Below are 16632 nucleotides of genomic sequence, written 5' to 3' on the forward strand. Positions count from 1 at the left end.
CCTATCGAGATCAAGCCATGAGGACAAGATTATGACCGGACAACGTATCATTCTGGCGATCGCCGGCCTGTGGGGCCTGACCGGCGTGATCATGCTGGCGGCCGGCTCGCATCCGCCCCAGACCGGCAATCTGGCCGTCGGCGGGCAGTTTCTGTTGTTTCACGCTGCGGCGGTGGTTGGCCTTTTGAGCACTGTCCTGATCACCGGTTGGCGGCGCGCCCTGCCTTTGGCCCTGCTCCTGACCGGTAGCGGCGTCTTCGCGCTCGAAATCCTGATCCATTCCCTTGCTGGTGTCGTCATTCCCGGTCTGGCACCGATCGGCGGCACGATCGCCATTCTGGGCTGGTTGGCGGTGGTGATTGGTGCGCTGGTTGAGCCCGCCAAAACGTAGTTTAGGCAAGCACCACCCTGCGCCCGAGCTTTTGCGAGGTATCTTCAATACTTGGAGTGACACATCTCAAGCTTGATTTCCTGGATATTTACGCGCAAAAGGCCTGCGGGCCAGATGACCGGGTGATCGCGGGGCGGGGAAACCTGCCTTGAGGAAAGTCCGGGCTCCACGGTAATAGGACGGCGGGTAACGCCCGCCGGGGGTGACCCCAGAGATAGCGCCACAGAGAGCAGACCGCCCTGATCCGTCAGGGCAAGGGTGAAAGGGTGCGGTAAGAGCGCACCGCGTGTCCGGTAACGGAGACGGCATGGCAAGCCTCGTCCGGAGCAAGACCAAATAGGAACGGCGCGCTTTTGGCGACAAAAGCAGGGCATTACCGCCCCAGACCGTTCGGGTAGGTTGCGTGAGCCGTCCAGCAATGGGCGGCCAAGAGGAATGATCGCCAAGGGGAGCAATCCCTGAACAGAACCCGGCTTACAGGTCATCTGGCCCGCCTGTGCCTTAAAAGCCCATCCCCAACCTTAAGATCGCATTAAGCCTACGGGCTTACAACCTTTGGTGTCTCATCGCCACGGGGACGTCATGTGCGTCTGCCTGAACAGTTGTGGCGTAACCTATGTCCAGTGCCCCCAGTAGCGTAGAGTTGTAAGGGGACAGGACTGATTAAAGTGCCATTTGGTGTGGGATAATCCGAGATCAGACGGGATATCGCGGGACGGGCCGTTGTAAAAATTGGGTTTTTGGCAAGATGCGTCCTGGCGGGGCGATCAAAATCAATGTCTAAAGTCGCGGGCCGTTTAGACATGGTTTGCGGCGCATGGGGCGCATTTGAGCGGGTTTGGCCTGATCTGGCGGAGGATCGTCTTAGGCGCGCTTTAAAAGGCCCTTAGAACGCGCCTTAGCCCGCCTTAATAAGGGTTCCATGGGGCGGGTTGTTTATGGGGCGGGCGGTTCATCGCCTCGGCGCCGGCCGAGCCGGGCTCGCCTTCATCATGCGGAACTGACCTTTAGGTCTGGTCAGTTTGAATTTTTCTGGTCAGTTTCATAAAGCCAATAAAAACAAAGCCCCGCTGACGGATCGCCAGCGGGGCTTGTTGTATCTGACCAGATCGAACTGACCGGAAAAATTTCGCAGCCTATTGACCGGCCAATTGACAGAAGTGCGGTGCTTCCGCGCCCCTCTCGGAACAGAACTCCGCTGCTTTTTGATGGCCAAGTTGTGTTAGGCGCACTTCAGTGACGTATTCGACCGCCGCCGCGAAGTTCATGCTTTTATCATCGCCTTTTCGAAGCGCCTGACCATCGACATCCAACTCGCCCAAATCCTTATTGTCGCCGTCAAAAAAACGGAACGTAATTTTTTTCACTTTTACGAACTGTGTTTTGTCATACTTCATGGCGGTGGAAACCCATCGTATTGTCGTTGCCGCCTCCTTGATGCCGCCCAGATCGCCTGGAATCATGTCGACCAAAACAAAGCCCCTAGATCCATCAACAGACACGAGCTCAATTCTTCTATCCATTGTTCTGTAAAAGCTGGCGTCAATCGTCGCTCCAGGTACTTCGACTGAAGGCAAGGGGGACTGTGAAGAATATGAAGCAGCAGCGCTTGAAAAGGGCTCTTCCGCTTGCTGTTGAGGTGAGCAGCCAGCCAAAATTGAAGCAAGAGCTAAACAAAAAAATCTCTTCATAGGTCCTCCCATTTCGCCAGCGTGGCTTGTTGTAACTGACCAAATCGAACTGACCGGATTATTGCAGGCTGATCTTCGTGCCATCCTCTGTCACGGCATACCAGGTGGCCGGATTGAATTTTGTCTTTGAGACCTCGAAGACATCGGCATCGAGCACCGATATGTCTGGATTGAGGTCGCTCATCATCTTCCGGTTCAGATCGACCTCTGACGCATAGCTGGCAGACTTGCCGCTATCCGGATTGTATTCTGTGCCGGCCTCGTCGATCAGTTTTAAACGAGGCTGCTCGAAGCTTTTGATCGGCTTGGCGCTGATGTTCTTAATCTTGTATTCAACCACAACCAGAACACCGCCCTCGGCGGCGCTTTCCTGAAGATACTGGTTGTCGCCACCAACCGTCTCGCGGATTAGCGCCTTAGTGACCGTTACCTCGACGTTTTTTGTGATGGCGGTTTTGCCAATAACCGGGGCGGTGTCAGCCGCAGGAACATTTGATACTGCCTGCTGCGCATCGGGTGTTGTGCTTGGTGACATCGCGCCAATCGCGGCCAGGACGACGAGGACACCAATGCCTCCCAATATAAAGGGCATTGCGCTTTTCTTCTTTGGGGCGGAGGCCAGCAATGCCTTCACCTTTGCGGCATCATCAGCGCTGATCTGTATAGAGCTGTTAGGCAGGGCCTCCAGATAGTCGCCGAGTTCGGGGCTATTGCGGACGGCGACCAGGGTAAAGTTGTGAGTGCCTGTGTCAGTGGTGACAACCACCTTCATTGGGGCCTTTGTGCCGTCGATAACGACGCTATGGCCCTTCAGTGTAGTCAGTCTCAGAATATTGTCAGTCATGAAGTCCCCTCCTAAAAAATTCTCGCCATGATAGCGGTTAAGTTTAATTACACAACTCTGTTGACACGCCTCATTTAATGGGAACAAATAGGGAACATTAGGCGTTACTAGCTGGGAGTGCATCAATGAGTAATGTGTCGAAATTCGTGTGCAACACATTGGAAAATAAAGGAACTGCTAAAAAAGAAGTCGGGTACTATTTACCGCTAAGACGAATGGCGGACCATGTTCTCATCATCGGGACCTGTGGCGACTGTGGGACAGAGCGTACGCAATCGGTGGGATGCTTTTTGAAGGCGGATGTTAGTCCGCTTGCGACCGTAGACACCTTAGACAAGACCGAAAAATGCAAGCGGATGGGCTGTGGCGGCGATATGAGGTTCCGAATTGATATGGGAGAGTAAGCCGCCCTGGGCGTGGTGTCAGAGTGTGGTGCCCGCCCAAATAGCCTTACCGATGATCTCGAAATGTTCGAAGTCATCATGCTCAATCCGCTCTGGTGGGTAGATCGGGTTTTCAGAGATCATCTCGATCCCTTTCCAGCCGACCGGCCGTAAGCGTTTGATGCGCAAAGTTTCGCCGAGGCGGAACGCAAATATACCCTCCCTTATTCGAGTGTCGCTACCGTCGATCAGTACCGGTGCGCCATCTGACATAAGCGGTTCCATGGAATCGCCATCGCAATTAGCGACAAAAAGACCTTCGACATTTGTTCGACCAAGACGGCCGAGCAGCTCTTTATCGAATAGCATCTGGCCGCGAACCATCGTCTCGGAATTCCAAGCGCCAGCGCCAGCCGCTAGTCGGATATTGAGGACAGGAACGGACAAGATATCCGAGATTTCTTGTCCACTTTCCTTCTTTTCGCCTCGGCCTAGCACAAGCCACTGCGGGCGGACGCCCAACGCATCCGACAACTCAACCACCAATTCGGCCGACGGCATGAAATTGCCCCTCACGTAATCCGATATTTTGGAGGTTGCGATGCGAGATTTGGCGGATAATTCCGCCTGCGACATATTATTTTCCTGAATTAAATCAAATAGTCGAGCGCCAAATTCCCTTTTTAGGGTCTTCGCATCTTTACTGTCCGATGTTTTCGTGTTCTGATCCGAGTTATCGGATTTAATAACATGATTGTCGGTCATATGGCGCGCATCCCGCATCCTGAAGAGATCAAAGCGTTACTGCGTATCGCAGAAACCAATATGACGGCGTTCGAAAAGCGGTACGACTTGCCACGTGGTTCTACATTCGATGTGTTGAGGGGGCGCACGACGACAGGGCGCACTATTGAAGCTCTCGCATCAGCCGTGGGCATTGATGTCAGTATCATTGTAAAATCCGTGAAGCGGGCCAATCGGCTGAGTTTGTCTAACTATACGTCCGAAAAATCGGATTCGCACCGTCTAAATGAGGGGGCGAAATAGACATGACTTCTCTCAATAAAATTGCGCCTGACCTTTCTCCAAAAGCTGAAATTATCGAGATGTTGGCGATCGCCGACATTGATCATTCTGAGCGCCTGCGTCCTTCCGATCCAGATTGGGTTCAAGGTATTGCAGCATCGTATGCTGTGGATGGTCAGCTTCAAGCGATTGAGGTTTGCAGGCTGGTCAATCAAAAGAGCGGTAAGCCTTACAAGCTGGGCTTCGGAGGCCATCGTATTGACGCTGCCATCTTGGCTGGCTGGACGCATATTGCCTGTGTCGTTCGCTCAGCCAATGCATTAGAGCGCCGTAGCCGCGAGGTCGCCGAAAACTTCTTTCGTGCGAAACTTAGTCCACTCGACGAGGCGCGCTTTGTTCAGGAACTAATCAAAACTGAAAAGCTTCGTCTTGGCATCCTGGATGATCAGGATGGTCGCGTGGCAAATGCGCGTGACGGCAAGAATGCTAAGAAAAAACAGTTAGATGATGATCTGTGCATCGTGCACAAATCATATGGTCTTCAAGAAATCATCGCCGGACGATTAGGTCTGCACCGCAGTTCTGTTTCTCGTCACCTGAGTGTGGCGGGCCTGCCTGCCTCCCTTACAGAGCGCGTGCGCAAGCTCCCGATCGGCACGAATGCAGCAGCACTCCGCGCACTCGCCAAAATGGAGCCGTCGGACCAGATCAGGGCGGTAACCTTAATGGAGGGTGGCGCCAAGGACATCAACGCCGCGCAGGCGATGATGCGCGGGGCCCCGGTGATCGACGCCGCCAAGAAGCGCCTGAAGACTTTCCAGGACACCTTCAACCGCATGGGCCGCGCCGAGCAAATGGAGGCCCTGCGGGTGCTTTCCAACGTGCTGCCCAAGGGCGTCGATCTTTATTTCTACAAGAACCTAGATGAGCGGTTTGCCAAGGAAAGTGCCTTGATCGCCTCCGACAAGCCCGCCGCCGTCGCGGCCCCGGTCACTGACCGGCCGACCAATGTGGTCGATCTCGAAGACATCATCAGAGGAGCTGCCGAATGACCCGTGACCAGCGTACTGATACCCTTTGCCAGCTTGTTATCTTCGTCGGCCTGTTTATCGGCCTTGTCGTGGCGGTAGTCGTATGACCAGCCGTGAAACGCCGACGCTAACCCAAGCGGACCCGCTCTGGGACGCGTTCAAGGCGGATTATTTCAGACCTGGCGCACCGACTTTCGCCGCGTGCTACGCCCGCCTTGAGGCGATGGCAGAGAGCAACGGCATGGTCGCGCCATCAAAGGAAACCCTGCGCCGCCGCCTACAGCTCCATCTTGAGATGCGTATGGGGGCAGAGCGCAGCCAAGCAATGCCTGACCTCGCGCGCCTGGCTGAATATCAGCAGCGCGATCTGGAATTGGACGGTATCGAGGTGAAATATCCCAAGCCGGGCAGCCTCCTGACGGGGCGCCACAACCTCCATACACAGCAGGGTAAGAACCGCTTCAAAAAGGAAACGGATCAGCTCGTGCTCGTCGAAATGACGCCGGAAGAAAAGGCGTTGCGCGCCCTTTACAAGAAGCTGAATTACTTCCCCACGCCGCCCTGGGCGACGCGGGCGCTGATCACAACATTGCCGGACGATCTCTTTGCCGACGTTGTTGGCGAAGTGTTTGCTCTCGATCCATGTGCCGGACGTTGCCATATGGTCGATGTGGTGCGCGAGTTTGGTTTCAATGTTACCGCTTCAGACATTCATGATCATGGCATGGGCTATGCGGTTCAGGATTTCCTGACAGCCGAGTATCCAGCCGACGCCGACGTTTTACCCTTTGATGCGGTGTTCATGAACCCGCCGTTCTCGCTTGACGAAGATCGCCCTGGCGAACCCACCATCGCGGACAAGTTCATTGCTAAGGCTTTGACCCTTGCAAACGACGTGTTTGTGTTTGGCCGCCTTGCCTTCCTGACACCCGCCATAAGGTACGAATTGATGCGTGACCATCTGGAGGCGATGTATGTCTTTTGTGAGCGCGTGCCAATCGCGCTCGGTCGCATCAGCAAGAAGTCCGGTGCCACGGATTACGCCTGGTACCATTTCAAACGCGACGCCGACCCCCTAAGCCACCCGGCCACTATCCTCATTCCGCCAGGTACACGCGACCGGCTGACACGCCACGGGGATGATCGTTCATAATGGCCGTCACCATCATCCAATCAGCAGTCGCGGAAATCATTGGCGGTATGCCAGTAAGCATGGCTGCATCCAAATACGGCATCGCGCTTTCGACGCTTTATAAGCACGTGCCTCAAGACCCGCAGAGCGCCCTGGCGCGCCGTTATGCGAGCTATGCCGCGCGGTCGCTGGAAAGTATGTCGAAGGCGCAGGCAGCGAAGGCGACCAGCCTCAAGGAAGAAATCCAGGCGGAGTCGGCTTTGCGCCGTCAGGCCCGCCAGATTGTACTACGCGCCAAGCAACCGCTGTTCAAAGCAAACGTCGATAAAGCTTCTGAGGCTCTGGCTTCCGGCTTCACCGAGCGGCAGATCATGATGCAGTTGACCGGGGGTGCACATGGGTAAGCGCAAGCCCGCCTTCCATCCTGACCAGGGAGATTTCTTCGCCTTCGAGCTGCCGAGCCCGACACCACCTGCCGATCGGGAAGGTGCGCTGGCCGGTATCGACAAGCGCGTGGCCTCGGCGGTCGCGCTGATGATCCTGCAATCCGGTCTCGGCCGGCATGAGGTGGCCATCAACGTGTCTGAAGTTCTCGACGACACCGTCACCAAGGCCATGCTTGACGCCTATGCCAGTGAAGCCCGCGAGGGGCACAACATCAGCGCCGGGCGTCTGCTGGCCCTGACAGCCGTCACAGGTGGCTACGGCATCCTCAACGGCCTCCTGCGCGAGATCGGCGCGACTGTTCTGGTGGGTCAGGAAATCCTGACGGCCCAACTCGGCCATAAAGAACGCCAGATGAAGATTTTGGCCGAAGAAATCGCCGTGCTGAAGCGCAGCGCGCCCCTGATCACGAAGGGCAGACGATGAGCCAGACCTGCAAAGTCTACACCCGCACCATAACGGCGCCGATCCGCATCGACCTGACCGTCGAAATGACGGAAGGCGGCCTGATCGATCATATCGAAGGCGAGATCGACGAAGGTCTCAGTGCCGCCGAAGAAATCCGCGTCGTTCGCGCCGTCATGTTCCTCAGTTCTATGGTCCAGGCCATGCAGAACCGGGGCGACCTGATCGAAGATGCCCTCAACGAGCTGCCTTCAGACGCAGATCTCGACGTCGAGCGCTCGATACTGGCCGCTCTGGCAGTCCTTCAGCGCGATATTGTCAAGACTTTCACCGGGAGGGCCGCATAGTGCAGTTGGCAATACGGGCTGGCGAGCCTGAAAAAGTATGGTTTTCGACCGGTGAGCTGGCTGACCTGGACCTTCCGGGTTTGTCTTCGAAGCGCAACCGCATGGTTGACCTGGTCAAAGAGCTGAAATGGTCTGAGAAGTGCGATCGCGCTGGGATGGCGCTGGCACGGCCGCGCGCCGGTCGTGGCGGCGGTCTGGAGTTCCATTTCAGCATTTTGCCCCAATCAGCCATCACGGAACTGGTCAATAGAGGCCTCTTAGCGGCCTCTTACGCCCCCGTTAATGACGCGGTTGAGGCGGTGGCGCCGGTCGGCAAGAACTGGACTTGGTACGACCAGCAATCCGATAAGACCAAGGCAGAAGCCCAGCGCCGCCTGATGATCCTCCAGCGCATCGAGCTGGCGGAGAAGGCCGGGTTCGGCGCCAACAATGCCGTGGCCGAAGCCGCCAAGCAGTATGAGGTCAGCCCCGCCACCATCTGGAACTGGCGCCAATTGGTGACCGGCATCGCCGCACAGGATCGCCTGCCAGCGCTTGCGCCACGCCGGGTGGGTGGCGGCCTTAAAAAGGGCATCGACGAGGCCCTTTGGCAGCAATTCAAGACGGATTTCCTGCGCAAGTCGGCCCCGACCTATGCGGGTTGCTATGCTCGACTGGAAGAGAGCGCCAAAAAGGCCGGCTTCATTCTTCCGACATGCAAGACGCTCCAGCGCCGTCTGGAAGCCGAGGTGCCCGCCAGCGTCATCGTGTTCATGCGTGAAGGTACCAAGGCGTTACAGGAGACCATACCGTCTCAGAAGCGCACCATTTTGGGGCTTCACGCCATGGAGGCCATCAATATCGACGGCCACAAGTGGGATGTGTTTGTGCGCTTCCCGGCCAAGAACGGTCTGCCAGAGCGCATCGCACGCCCCATGACCATCGCCATGCAGGACCTTTACAGCCGCAAAATGCTGGCATGGCGCACGGGTGAGGCCGAAACCTCCACCCTGACGCGCCTGACCTTTGGAGACCTGTTCAAAAAATGGGGCATTCCAAAGCATGTGACGTCCGATAACGGCCGCGCCTTCGCCTCGAAATGGATTACCGGTGGCGCCAAGACGCGCTTCCGCTTCAAGATCAAGGACAGCGACCCGACGGGTCTGCTCACCGCACTCGGTATTGTCACCCACTGGGCGACGCCGGCACATGGCCAGGCCAAGCCGATTGAGCGCTCGTTTGGTACGCTTGAAGAGGTTATCAGCAAGCATCCGCTATGCGAGGGCGCCTATACGGGCAAGAACCCTATGGCCAAGCCGGAAAACTACGCCGAGCGCGCCATCGATCTCGATGTTTTTGAGGCGCTGATCGCCAAGGGCATGGAAGTTTACAACGCCAAGCAGGGGCGCCGCACTGAAGCCGCCCAAGGCGGATCGTTCGATGATGCCTTCTTTGCCTCTTACAAGGTCAGCGCCATCGGCCGTGCCACGGACGAGCAGCTTCGCCTGGCGTTGCTGACTGCCGACCACGTCAGGGCGAACCGCAAGACAGGTGCGGTTCAGCTCTATGGCAACACCTATTATGCCCCGGCCTTGTATGACCTGGCAGGACAGATGGTCGCCGTCCGCTTCGACCCGGATGACCTGATGAAGACGGTCTACATCTACAAGGCCACCGGCGAATATGTCTGTGAGGCTCCGATCCAGGCGGCCGTCGGCTTCTACGATGTGGATGCCGCCAAAGATCGCGCCAAGCTCGGCGCCGGTCTGCTGAAAGCCACGCGCGAAGCCACGCGCCTTCAAAACCTCATCAGCGTTGCTGACCTGGCCGCCATGATGCCCCTCGATACTGAGGATGGCCCGGCGCCGGAAACCCCCATCATCCGACCCGTCCGGTCGCGCGGCAATGCCGTGCGCCGGCTTGCGCCAGATGTTGCCCAGAATGACCAGGCTTTGGTCATGAACGCCTTCAGGAACGCCATCGATCAGATGCCGGAACCCCAGAAGCGTCACCGATTTTCGATTGTTGATGGTGGGCTTAGCCCAAACCAAGAGCCAGAACGGCCAAACTAAAAGGGCGCGGGAGCTTGCACCTCCCGCGCCCGCGCAACTTGCCTCTCACCAGTGGTGTTTGGCCTCACACACAGGAACCCTAGCATGAATACCGTTACCAAAACAATCTTCAGCCCCGAACAGCTCGATGAGCTGCGCAAGCGGGTGCTCGACTACAAAGAGCAGACGCCCGCAAGCTGGTACGAGATCCACCAGACCACGGGTATCGGCGAAAGCACGATCCAGGCGTTTGCGCTGGGCACCTATAAGGGCAACAACCAGAACGTCGCGACCGAGGTCGAAAAGTGGTTCAAGAACGCCGAGACCATGGAGTTCTTCAGCGATATGTCGGTTGTCCCGGCCTATCAGCCAACGCCGACTGCCCTCAATATCCGCGCCAACCTGCTCTATGCCAAACGCGGAAATTTCAACACAATCCAGGGCAATCCTGGCGTCGGCAAGTCTGAGGCCCTGGATCACTTTGTCTGGGAATTCCAGAACGTCTGGAGGGTCACCGCGTCGCCGTCGCGCTCGACCTTCAATGCGATTATGCTGGCCATCCTCAACGCTTTCAACGTGCCGCCTGGGAACCGCACCTCGCACCAGCTTAGCGAGCTGGTCCGTCGCCAGTTTCGCAGCCGCACCGATGCGCTGCTGATCGTCGATGAGTTCAGCACCTAGGCGAAAAGGCCCTGGAAGAGCTCCGTGCCATTCATGACGACACCAAGGTTGGCCTTGTTTTCGCCGGCAACATGGAGGTCACCCGCAATATCGAAGGTAACCGCTCGGCGCAGTTCGCCCAGCGTTATTCGCGCGTGTCGATGCGGACGATCATTGAGGTGCCGCATCCTGGCGATGTCACCGTCTTACTGGCCGCTTGGGGCGTCATGAACTCCATGGAGACCAAGTTCCTGACGAATATCGCCATGGTGCCGGGCGGCGGCGCCCTGCGCTCGATGACGAAGTGTCTGGAGTTGGCGACCATCATTGCCCAGGGAAGCAAGGCCGAGCGCAATATCAACCACATTAAAATGGCCTGGGACCAACTCAGCGCGGGAGCGGTCGCATGAGCCAGATCAGACACACATCCAGCCTTGAAGCGGTCCTGCGCATCATGCGCCGCACCCGCGAGAGCGCCGATCACCACCACGAAACCACGCTTTCCATCGTTCACCTGGACACATGGATTTCGATGTTGGGCGCGGTTCATGCCGATCTGGCCGAACGCGAACTCGCGGTCGTGCGCGCTGAAGCGGGCCTTAAATCACCGGCCACCCGTGATGGCGATCGCCTCGACGCCGCCTATGCCGAAAACATGCTGCGCAACGGCATGAGCGCCATCGAGCGCCTGGCGCTTCAGGCGATGAAGCACCCGGACGCGACCCCGCAGGACCGCTGCGCCATGAAGATGGATGCCGCGGTGATCCTGGACGCGCTGGAACACCTGACGCTGGGCGTTGTCCGCCCTGAATTTAATCCCGAAACCGACACAGGAGCCTGAATCCATGGACGATCTCGAAATCATCACAAGCAAAGATGCCCTGGCTGATGAAATGGCCAGCATTGCTGCCGAACTAGATACCGAAAACGCCCCCAAGCTCGATGACGGTGTCGTCGAGCATGGGGGTCGCAAATACATGCGTCTGGCCAACGGTGGCCTGCAATTGGTGGAAAACATCCGTCCGCAGTCCCTGCTTCAGGACCAGGTTGTGCGCAAACTGATCGCCGAGGCCAAGGCTCTTTCCGGCAAGGTTCAGACCTTCCGCGACCATGCGCTCGACGAGGTCGAAACCTTCGTTGACGTTCTTAACGAGCGGTACGGCGCCAAGCGCGGCGGTGAGAAGGGCAACGTGTCTCTTGTCACCGTCGATCAGACCATGAAGGTCGAGCGCTCGATCGGCGAGTTCATCGACTTCGGCCCGGAGTTGGAGAGTGCTCGCGCGCTCTTCAACGAGTGCGTCCAGGAGTGGGGCGAGTTCGCCAAGGCCGAGCTGGTGTCCATGGTCAATCGCGGCTTCCAGCTCTCGAAGGGCAAGGTCAACCGCTCAGCCTTGCTTGGCCTGCTTCAGGTCCAATCGGAAGATCAGCGCTGGAAGGATGCACAGCTTGCTCTTCAGGAGGCCATCGTTGTCGTCGCCCGTAAGGCCTATCCGCGTTTCTATGAAAAGGACGCACGCGGCAAGTGGGTGGCCATCAGCATCGATCTGGCATCGGGAGCTGCGTCATGAGCCGGGCCTTCGTCAGACGCCGCCGCGCAGGCATAGAAATCACCGGCCGCCGCTTTAGCCTTACCGTCGCCCTGATCTGGCTCGGCCTGATCATGATCGTCGGTGGCAGCTGGGCCTCCTTCGTCATCTTCATCCAGAGTGTTCTGTTATGAAAATCACCCGTCAAATGTGCTGCCAGCTTGTCAGCATTTCCGCGCTTCAGGCGGCCATGCCTGACGTTCTGTCCCCCTTCGAGGCTGAGACTGTCCAGACCGCGAAGGATCGTGCCCTGGGGCTGAAGCGGGACGCGGAGACAACAGCCGAAGAGTGGCATGTCGTCGAAACGGCGCATGAGGTGCTTCGTAAGGCCCTGAGCGAACGCGGCACGCATTTCGCGGCCGACACAGCCTGACGGTGCCAGCCGTCGTCTAAGACCAGGCCGAAACGCCGTGACCCCGTGAGGGGCACTGGCGTCTTCCCGTTAGGCGGGGACTGACGAGGCCGTCAGAGATATCAGGAACACACAATGGCTAAGCCGTTCAAATTTAAGCAGCGCACGATCCAGATGCCTTGGTCAGAGTCGTGCCGTGCGTGGTTCGACCTTCATGAAGACGAAGAGTCTCCGGCCTTTTACAGCGTCATCATTCAACTGAAAAAGCTGACCTATACCTGTAGCGTCAAAGGAAAAGACGGCTGGCGCAATCATTACAACATGTCCAGTGCGAACTTCCTCAACCTTGAAATTTTGAAGGCGCATCAGTCATGAGCGCCGCCATCGCCAAAATCCATATCGCCAAGAAAGAGACCGGCATCCATGAGGATGATTACCGGTCTTTGTTGATGCGCCTTACGGGCCAGAACACGGCCAAGGGCCTGAGCGATGCCCAGGCCGGCCGCGTTTTGGAAGAATTCAAGACCCACCTGGGCTGGAAGCCGAAGCTTGTCCAGGGCGGCCGCAAGGCGACCGCAGCCCGCAAGGTCTCCGCCGCTAACCATCCGTCGGCCCGCAAGGCGCGTGCGTTGTGGATCTCGCTCTATCAACTGGGCGCCATTACCGACAGTTCCGAAAAGGCGCTGGAGGCCTTCGCGCGCCGCCAGCTCGGTTGCGATCGCATGGCCTGGGCGGATCAACAGCAGATGTTTAAGCTGATCGAGGCGCTGAAGGCCATGGCGGAGCGCAATGGCTGGAGCCAGGACGTCGCCGGCATCGCGCTCGCCGAACAAACCGCCGTGCTGAAGGCGCGCTTAGATGCCGCCATTCGCGCCAAGCAAGGGAAATAGCCATGTCCTCCGCCGCACCGCTGCTCGATCTGATCGCTGAAGACGCACACCAGGAATTGGTGGAAGTCGCGCGCGAAGACGTGCGTGCAGCGGAAGAGGCACGTGACAAAGCCGAACGTGACGTCTTAAGAGCCCCTCAAGGCAAGGTTAAGGCGCGCTGGGCGTTGTTCTATCGTGCTGCTCACACGCTCCTGAAGGCGGAGATTACACTGTCGCGGTTGATGAAGGAGAGCGCCAATGGGTGATATCTCGATGCAACATATCGCCGCCGCGATCGGTACGGACGCAGCCCGCAAATTTGAGGAAGTCCTGGGCGGCCGTCGTTTCGTCATTCCGCAAAAGATTGGTATCCATCACCCGATCGGCGACGTCATCGGCATTGAGGCCGGTGAAGTGCTCTCGGCCGCCCTGGCCGGATCGATCATCGACGTGCCCGTGACAGCCAGAAAACGTGCTCTTGTCGAGCGGGCCTTGTCAGAAGGCAAATCTGTCAATACGATTGCACGGACCTATCTATGCACCCCGCGCTACGTGCAGAAGATCAAGGCAACGAGATCGGCGGTGGAAGCCGAAGCCAAGCAAGGGAAGTTGTTCTGATGACCAGAGAGGATTTTGAGAAAGGCCTTGCCACTCGCCTCGCTAAGTTTGAAGGTCAGTCTCTGTCCGAGGCCGTTGTCGCGCCTTTTCATGCTGAATTGGCGGCAGCAATTGATGAGGCAGAACAGGCTGGTCTATCTATGCCGTTGTCTGCCAAAGGCGGTAAAGCCTATTTCCGGCCGCTCGCCTGAACCTGTTCAGGTTAGAACGAAGCCGCCAACCCGCCCATTGTGGCGGGCATGGCTGGGAAAAAATCACCAATTCTGACACCGCTCTACGGTAGCGACGCAAGGTTCATTCACCTGGCGGCGACCGTCCTTGATATCGAGGGCGGTTATTCGAACCATAAGAGTGATAACGGCGGCGAGACGCAATATGGCATCTCCCTTCGCTTCCTCAAAAGCGAAGGCAAGCTGATTGACCTCAATCAAGACGGTCGCGCCGATCTCGATCTGGATTTCGATGGCGATATCGACGGCGCGGATATCCGCCTCCTGACCAAGGAAGCCGCCAAAAACCTCTATTACCTCTGCTTCTGGGAGAGGCTAAGCCTCAAGACGCTGCCGACCTTTATCGACGGTGCTGTGCTTGACCAGGCTATCAATGGCGGCGCTTCGGCTGCTGTGAAGATGCTCCAGCGCGCCTGTAACCGTTTCGCCATCGTACCCGATCTGAAGGTTGACGGCGATCTGGGCTTCAAGACCCGTTCGCGCCTCTGGGAGATCAAGAGCTTTGGCAATGGTATTCCGAAGCTGATCTCTAACTATCGCCAGGAAGCCGAGGTCCGTTACAACGCCATCGCCAGGGCTGACCCTAAGCAGGTTATTTTCCTCGACGGCTGGGTCAAGCGGGCGCGGAGGCTTGGCGATGTCTGAGCCTGATCCCGTTGAGCCTGCTCCCATCCGTGACCCTTTGGTCGACCGTGCGCGGTCGATCTATCTTTATGTCGTGGCCCTGATCGCGCTCGTCCAGGGCGTCGGTATCCCCGTCGCGGCCGGATTCGGCATCACCATCCCCGCCATGTCGCTTATGGGCCTGATGATCATCGTGGCGCCCGCGATCGCCTTCATGTTCGGCAAGTCCTTTGAGCAGGTCATGAAGGCCTGGAAGGCGGTGCGCCCATGATCCGTTTCCTTGGCTTCGTCATTTTGATTGTGGTGATGACGGCGTGCTTTCTCACCGAGCACCTGGAGCCCGATCATGAAATTTGAAACCGGCCTGACCTTAAGTGCCGTCGCCCTGATCATCGCCGCCTGTGGCTGGGCAGCGGTGACCAGTGGCGAGAACGCCAAACTCACCAAACAAGCTGCCCGTCAGGATGGATGTACCGCTTATCTGGTCACCGGCCTGACAACCGGGAGAGCGGGGTCACAGCAGGATTGTGACCCCGCGCTCGTGGACCTGACCAACCGCGCGCGCGCCGCGCAGCGCTGTGACCAGGTTCTCGTGCTCGATGGCTACAGTTCGGACTGCTCACCCGCCGTCCAGGGGCTTTTCGCCCAGAAGGCCGACCTCCAGAGCCAACTTGAAACAACGGTCAAAGACCAGGCCGCCGCCATTATCCGCGCCGAAAAGCGCGCCACCGAATCCGCCTTGAGGAAATCCAAAGATGCTGAAGCGCTCACACTTGCGCCTCGCCGTGCTGACGGCCTTGTCACTTGTGACGCTGTCTGCCTGCGCGCCCGTTTTGAAGACTGAACCCATGGTCGCTGCGGCGCCGATCGAGCACATCCGCAACGTGCCGGTCTGCCCTGTTGAGGTGAAGTCGGCCGTGCCGGTTGTCCCGGCCGTGCCCGATGGCGCCGTGATCGAGGCGAATGATGCCGGCCATAACTGGCTGAGCGCGATCGTCGGCTATGCCCGTGATGCCTTCACCCGTGAGTCCGATGCCAAGGCCGCCTGTGAAAAGGTGGCCCATGGCTGACGAGATCGACCGCGCCCAGGAGCGCGACGAAAACTTCCGTGCTGAGTCGCTCGATCGCCTGAAGGCGGCCATGCACGAGGTCGATGAGATGTCGTCGAGCCCGTTTTGTGAAGACTGCGAAGCTGAGATCGGTATCGGGCGTCTGCTCGCCCAGCCGAAAGCCCGCCGTTGTATTGCGTGCCAGGAAGCTGCCGAGCGCCGTGGCTATCTCGGAAAGGTTGCCGGCTGATGAAGGATATTTTTTTCTATGTGCCGATGTTTGTGTCGCTTTGTTCCCTTGGTATCGCGGGGCTGACCTTTTTGCGTAATGGCAAGTGGAAGGATGGCGACGAAATCAAGACGGCGATCGGCAACGTCGATAGTCGATTGACGGAGGTGACTGACGTCCAGAGCCAGCACAGCGACCGTCTGGCCCGCCTCGAAACCGAGATCGAGCATGTCGCCACCCAGGGCGATATTAATGTCCTGCGCGCCGAGATCAAGGGTGTCGAAAGTACCCTTAGCGCCAAGGTCGAAGGCGTAGCGGCCCAGACAAAGAGCGTCGATGCCGGCGTTATCCGCATCGAGCAGCTTTTGATGAGTGAGGCCCGCAAATGAGTGGCCTTGCCGACATTATCGACCGAAGCCTGCGCTTGGCGCTTCTGCGCGTTCTCGCCGATCCGGACCTGAATTACCGCGCCAACTCGGCCGTTCTGCACGGTGTCGCCACGTCGCTCGGCTTTCACGTCAGCCGCGACAAGGTGCATTCAACGCTCGACTGGCTGCGCGAGCAGGGCCTTATCGAGATCGAAGACCTGGGCAATGTCCGGATCGCCAAGCTGAGGGCACGCGGCATCGATGTTGCTTTAGGTGCGGCCACCGTCACGGGTGTCGATCGCCCGACGCCGGGGATTTGACCC

General features: G+C 58.0%; 29 protein-coding genes and 1 other RNA gene. 27 read left to right on the forward strand and 3 right to left on the reverse strand.

Features of this window, described 5'->3' with window-relative positions; genetic code table 11:
- Positions 1-31: 31 nt before the first annotated feature.
- Entirely contained in the window at positions 32-391 is a 360-nt protein-coding gene (locus tag ABQ278_RS04495) for a hypothetical protein (RefSeq protein ID WP_349321405.1), read from the forward strand.
- A gap of 110 nt (positions 392-501) precedes the next feature.
- Positions 502-884, forward strand: an RNA gene (rnpB, locus tag ABQ278_RS04500) — RNase P RNA component class A.
- A 643-nt stretch (positions 885-1527) separates the two neighbouring features.
- Here the strand turns inward: rnpB and ABQ278_RS04505 are convergent.
- The 3 genes from ABQ278_RS04505 to ABQ278_RS04515 all read right to left on the reverse strand — a co-directional run bounded on the left by ABQ278_RS04505 (position 1528) and on the right by ABQ278_RS04515 (position 4074).
- On the reverse strand, positions 1528-2082 hold the full coding sequence (locus ABQ278_RS04505; protein WP_349321406.1) for a hypothetical protein: 555 nt from the start codon (positions 2080-2082) through the stop codon (positions 1528-1530).
- A 58-nt stretch (positions 2083-2140) separates the two neighbouring features.
- Positions 2141-2926 (reverse strand): DUF4352 domain-containing protein, encoded by a 786-nt coding sequence (locus ABQ278_RS04510; protein ID WP_349321407.1) that lies wholly within the window; start codon positions 2924-2926, stop codon positions 2141-2143.
- Between the two features lie 422 nt (positions 2927-3348).
- Entirely contained in the window at positions 3349-4074 is a 726-nt protein-coding gene (locus tag ABQ278_RS04515) for a S24 family peptidase (protein WP_349321408.1), read from the reverse strand.
- Here ABQ278_RS04515 and ABQ278_RS04520 point away from each other — a divergent pair.
- The 25 genes from ABQ278_RS04520 to ABQ278_RS04640 all read left to right on the forward strand — a co-directional run bounded on the left by ABQ278_RS04520 (position 4060) and on the right by ABQ278_RS04640 (position 16629).
- Complete coding sequence (locus ABQ278_RS04520; protein WP_349321409.1) at positions 4060-4356, forward strand: hypothetical protein; 297 nt, start codon at positions 4060-4062, stop codon at positions 4354-4356. The genes ABQ278_RS04515 and ABQ278_RS04520 overlap by 15 nt on opposite strands.
- Before the next feature lie 2 nt (positions 4357-4358).
- Positions 4359-5387 carry a ParB/RepB/Spo0J family partition protein gene (locus ABQ278_RS04525; protein ID WP_349321410.1) on the forward strand — a complete coding sequence of 343 codons (1029 nt, stop codon included), beginning with the start codon at positions 4359-4361 and terminating at the stop codon, positions 5385-5387.
- Positions 5388-5469: 82 nt separating this feature from the next.
- On the forward strand, positions 5470-6519 hold the full coding sequence (locus ABQ278_RS04530) for a DNA-binding domain-containing protein (protein ID WP_349321411.1): 1050 nt from the start codon (positions 5470-5472) through the stop codon (positions 6517-6519).
- Positions 6519-6902: a helix-turn-helix domain-containing protein gene (locus tag ABQ278_RS04535; protein WP_349321412.1), complete on the forward strand. Its 384-nt coding sequence runs from the start codon at positions 6519-6521 to the stop codon at positions 6900-6902. Before ABQ278_RS04530 ends, ABQ278_RS04535 begins: the two co-directional genes overlap by 1 nt.
- A complete protein-coding gene (locus ABQ278_RS04540) occupies positions 6895-7368 on the forward strand; it encodes a hypothetical protein (protein ID WP_349321413.1) in 474 nt (157 codons plus the stop codon). The genes ABQ278_RS04535 and ABQ278_RS04540 overlap by 8 nt, the downstream gene beginning before the upstream one ends.
- Positions 7365-7694, forward strand: coding sequence for a hypothetical protein (locus tag ABQ278_RS04545; RefSeq protein WP_349321414.1), 330 nt, complete (start codon positions 7365-7367; stop codon positions 7692-7694). The genes ABQ278_RS04540 and ABQ278_RS04545 overlap by 4 nt, the downstream gene beginning before the upstream one ends.
- Before the next feature lie 101 nt (positions 7695-7795).
- Positions 7796-9745: a transposase domain-containing protein gene (locus ABQ278_RS04550; RefSeq protein WP_349321415.1), complete on the forward strand. Its 1950-nt coding sequence runs from the start codon at positions 7796-7798 to the stop codon at positions 9743-9745.
- An 84-nt stretch (positions 9746-9829) separates the two neighbouring features.
- Complete coding sequence (locus ABQ278_RS04555) at positions 9830-10405, forward strand: AAA family ATPase (RefSeq protein ID WP_349321416.1); 576 nt, start codon at positions 9830-9832, stop codon at positions 10403-10405.
- Positions 10406-10476: 71 nt separating this feature from the next.
- A complete protein-coding gene (locus ABQ278_RS04560) occupies positions 10477-10794 on the forward strand; it encodes a hypothetical protein (protein WP_349321417.1) in 318 nt (105 codons plus the stop codon).
- Positions 10791-11225, forward strand: a complete 435-nt coding sequence (locus tag ABQ278_RS04565) for a hypothetical protein (RefSeq protein WP_349321418.1) — start codon at positions 10791-10793, stop codon at positions 11223-11225. Before ABQ278_RS04560 ends, ABQ278_RS04565 begins: the two co-directional genes overlap by 4 nt.
- 4 nt (positions 11226-11229) lie before the next feature.
- On the forward strand, positions 11230-11952 hold the full coding sequence (locus ABQ278_RS04570) for a DUF3164 family protein (protein WP_349321419.1): 723 nt from the start codon (positions 11230-11232) through the stop codon (positions 11950-11952).
- A complete protein-coding gene (locus ABQ278_RS04575; protein WP_349321420.1) occupies positions 11949-12104 on the forward strand; it encodes a hypothetical protein in 156 nt (51 codons plus the stop codon). Before ABQ278_RS04570 ends, ABQ278_RS04575 begins: the two co-directional genes overlap by 4 nt.
- Positions 12101-12343 (forward strand): hypothetical protein, encoded by a 243-nt coding sequence (locus tag ABQ278_RS04580; RefSeq protein WP_349321421.1) that lies wholly within the window; start codon positions 12101-12103, stop codon positions 12341-12343. Before ABQ278_RS04575 ends, ABQ278_RS04580 begins: the two co-directional genes overlap by 4 nt.
- Before the next feature lie 114 nt (positions 12344-12457).
- Entirely contained in the window at positions 12458-12697 is a 240-nt protein-coding gene (locus ABQ278_RS04585) for a hypothetical protein (protein ID WP_349321422.1), read from the forward strand.
- On the forward strand, positions 12694-13212 hold the full coding sequence (locus tag ABQ278_RS04590; RefSeq protein ID WP_349321423.1) for a regulatory protein GemA: 519 nt from the start codon (positions 12694-12696) through the stop codon (positions 13210-13212). Before ABQ278_RS04585 ends, ABQ278_RS04590 begins: the two co-directional genes overlap by 4 nt.
- A gap of 2 nt (positions 13213-13214) precedes the next feature.
- Positions 13215-13457 carry a hypothetical protein gene (locus tag ABQ278_RS04595; protein WP_349321424.1) on the forward strand — a complete coding sequence of 81 codons (243 nt, stop codon included), beginning with the start codon at positions 13215-13217 and terminating at the stop codon, positions 13455-13457.
- A complete protein-coding gene (locus ABQ278_RS04600; RefSeq protein WP_349321425.1) occupies positions 13450-13809 on the forward strand; it encodes a hypothetical protein in 360 nt (119 codons plus the stop codon). Before ABQ278_RS04595 ends, ABQ278_RS04600 begins: the two co-directional genes overlap by 8 nt.
- Positions 13809-14000: a hypothetical protein gene (locus ABQ278_RS04605; protein WP_349321426.1), complete on the forward strand. Its 192-nt coding sequence runs from the start codon at positions 13809-13811 to the stop codon at positions 13998-14000. The genes ABQ278_RS04600 and ABQ278_RS04605 overlap by 1 nt, the downstream gene beginning before the upstream one ends.
- Positions 14001-14048: 48 nt before the next feature.
- The gene (locus tag ABQ278_RS04610) at positions 14049-14684 is read left to right on the forward strand and encodes a glycosyl hydrolase 108 family protein (RefSeq protein WP_349321427.1); all 636 of its coding nucleotides are present in this window, start codon (positions 14049-14051) and stop codon (positions 14682-14684) included.
- Positions 14677-14934 carry a hypothetical protein gene (locus tag ABQ278_RS04615; RefSeq protein WP_349321428.1) on the forward strand — a complete coding sequence of 86 codons (258 nt, stop codon included), beginning with the start codon at positions 14677-14679 and terminating at the stop codon, positions 14932-14934. The genes ABQ278_RS04610 and ABQ278_RS04615 overlap by 8 nt, the downstream gene beginning before the upstream one ends.
- Positions 14935-15009: 75 nt before the next feature.
- Positions 15010-15507, forward strand: coding sequence for a hypothetical protein (locus tag ABQ278_RS04620; RefSeq protein WP_349321429.1), 498 nt, complete (start codon positions 15010-15012; stop codon positions 15505-15507).
- On the forward strand, positions 15497-15733 hold the full coding sequence (locus ABQ278_RS04625; RefSeq protein ID WP_349321430.1) for a hypothetical protein: 237 nt from the start codon (positions 15497-15499) through the stop codon (positions 15731-15733). The genes ABQ278_RS04620 and ABQ278_RS04625 overlap by 11 nt, the downstream gene beginning before the upstream one ends.
- Positions 15726-15962: a TraR/DksA C4-type zinc finger protein gene (locus ABQ278_RS04630; RefSeq protein ID WP_349321431.1), complete on the forward strand. Its 237-nt coding sequence runs from the start codon at positions 15726-15728 to the stop codon at positions 15960-15962. Before ABQ278_RS04625 ends, ABQ278_RS04630 begins: the two co-directional genes overlap by 8 nt.
- On the forward strand, positions 15962-16330 hold the full coding sequence (locus tag ABQ278_RS04635; RefSeq protein ID WP_349321432.1) for a hypothetical protein: 369 nt from the start codon (positions 15962-15964) through the stop codon (positions 16328-16330). Before ABQ278_RS04630 ends, ABQ278_RS04635 begins: the two co-directional genes overlap by 1 nt.
- Positions 16327-16629 carry a hypothetical protein gene (locus ABQ278_RS04640; protein ID WP_349321433.1) on the forward strand — a complete coding sequence of 101 codons (303 nt, stop codon included), beginning with the start codon at positions 16327-16329 and terminating at the stop codon, positions 16627-16629. Before ABQ278_RS04635 ends, ABQ278_RS04640 begins: the two co-directional genes overlap by 4 nt.
- Positions 16630-16632: the final 3 nt, after the last annotated feature.

This window comes from Asticcacaulis sp. MM231, from assembly GCF_964186625.1.
Lineage (GTDB): Bacteria > Pseudomonadota > Alphaproteobacteria > Caulobacterales > Caulobacteraceae > Asticcacaulis.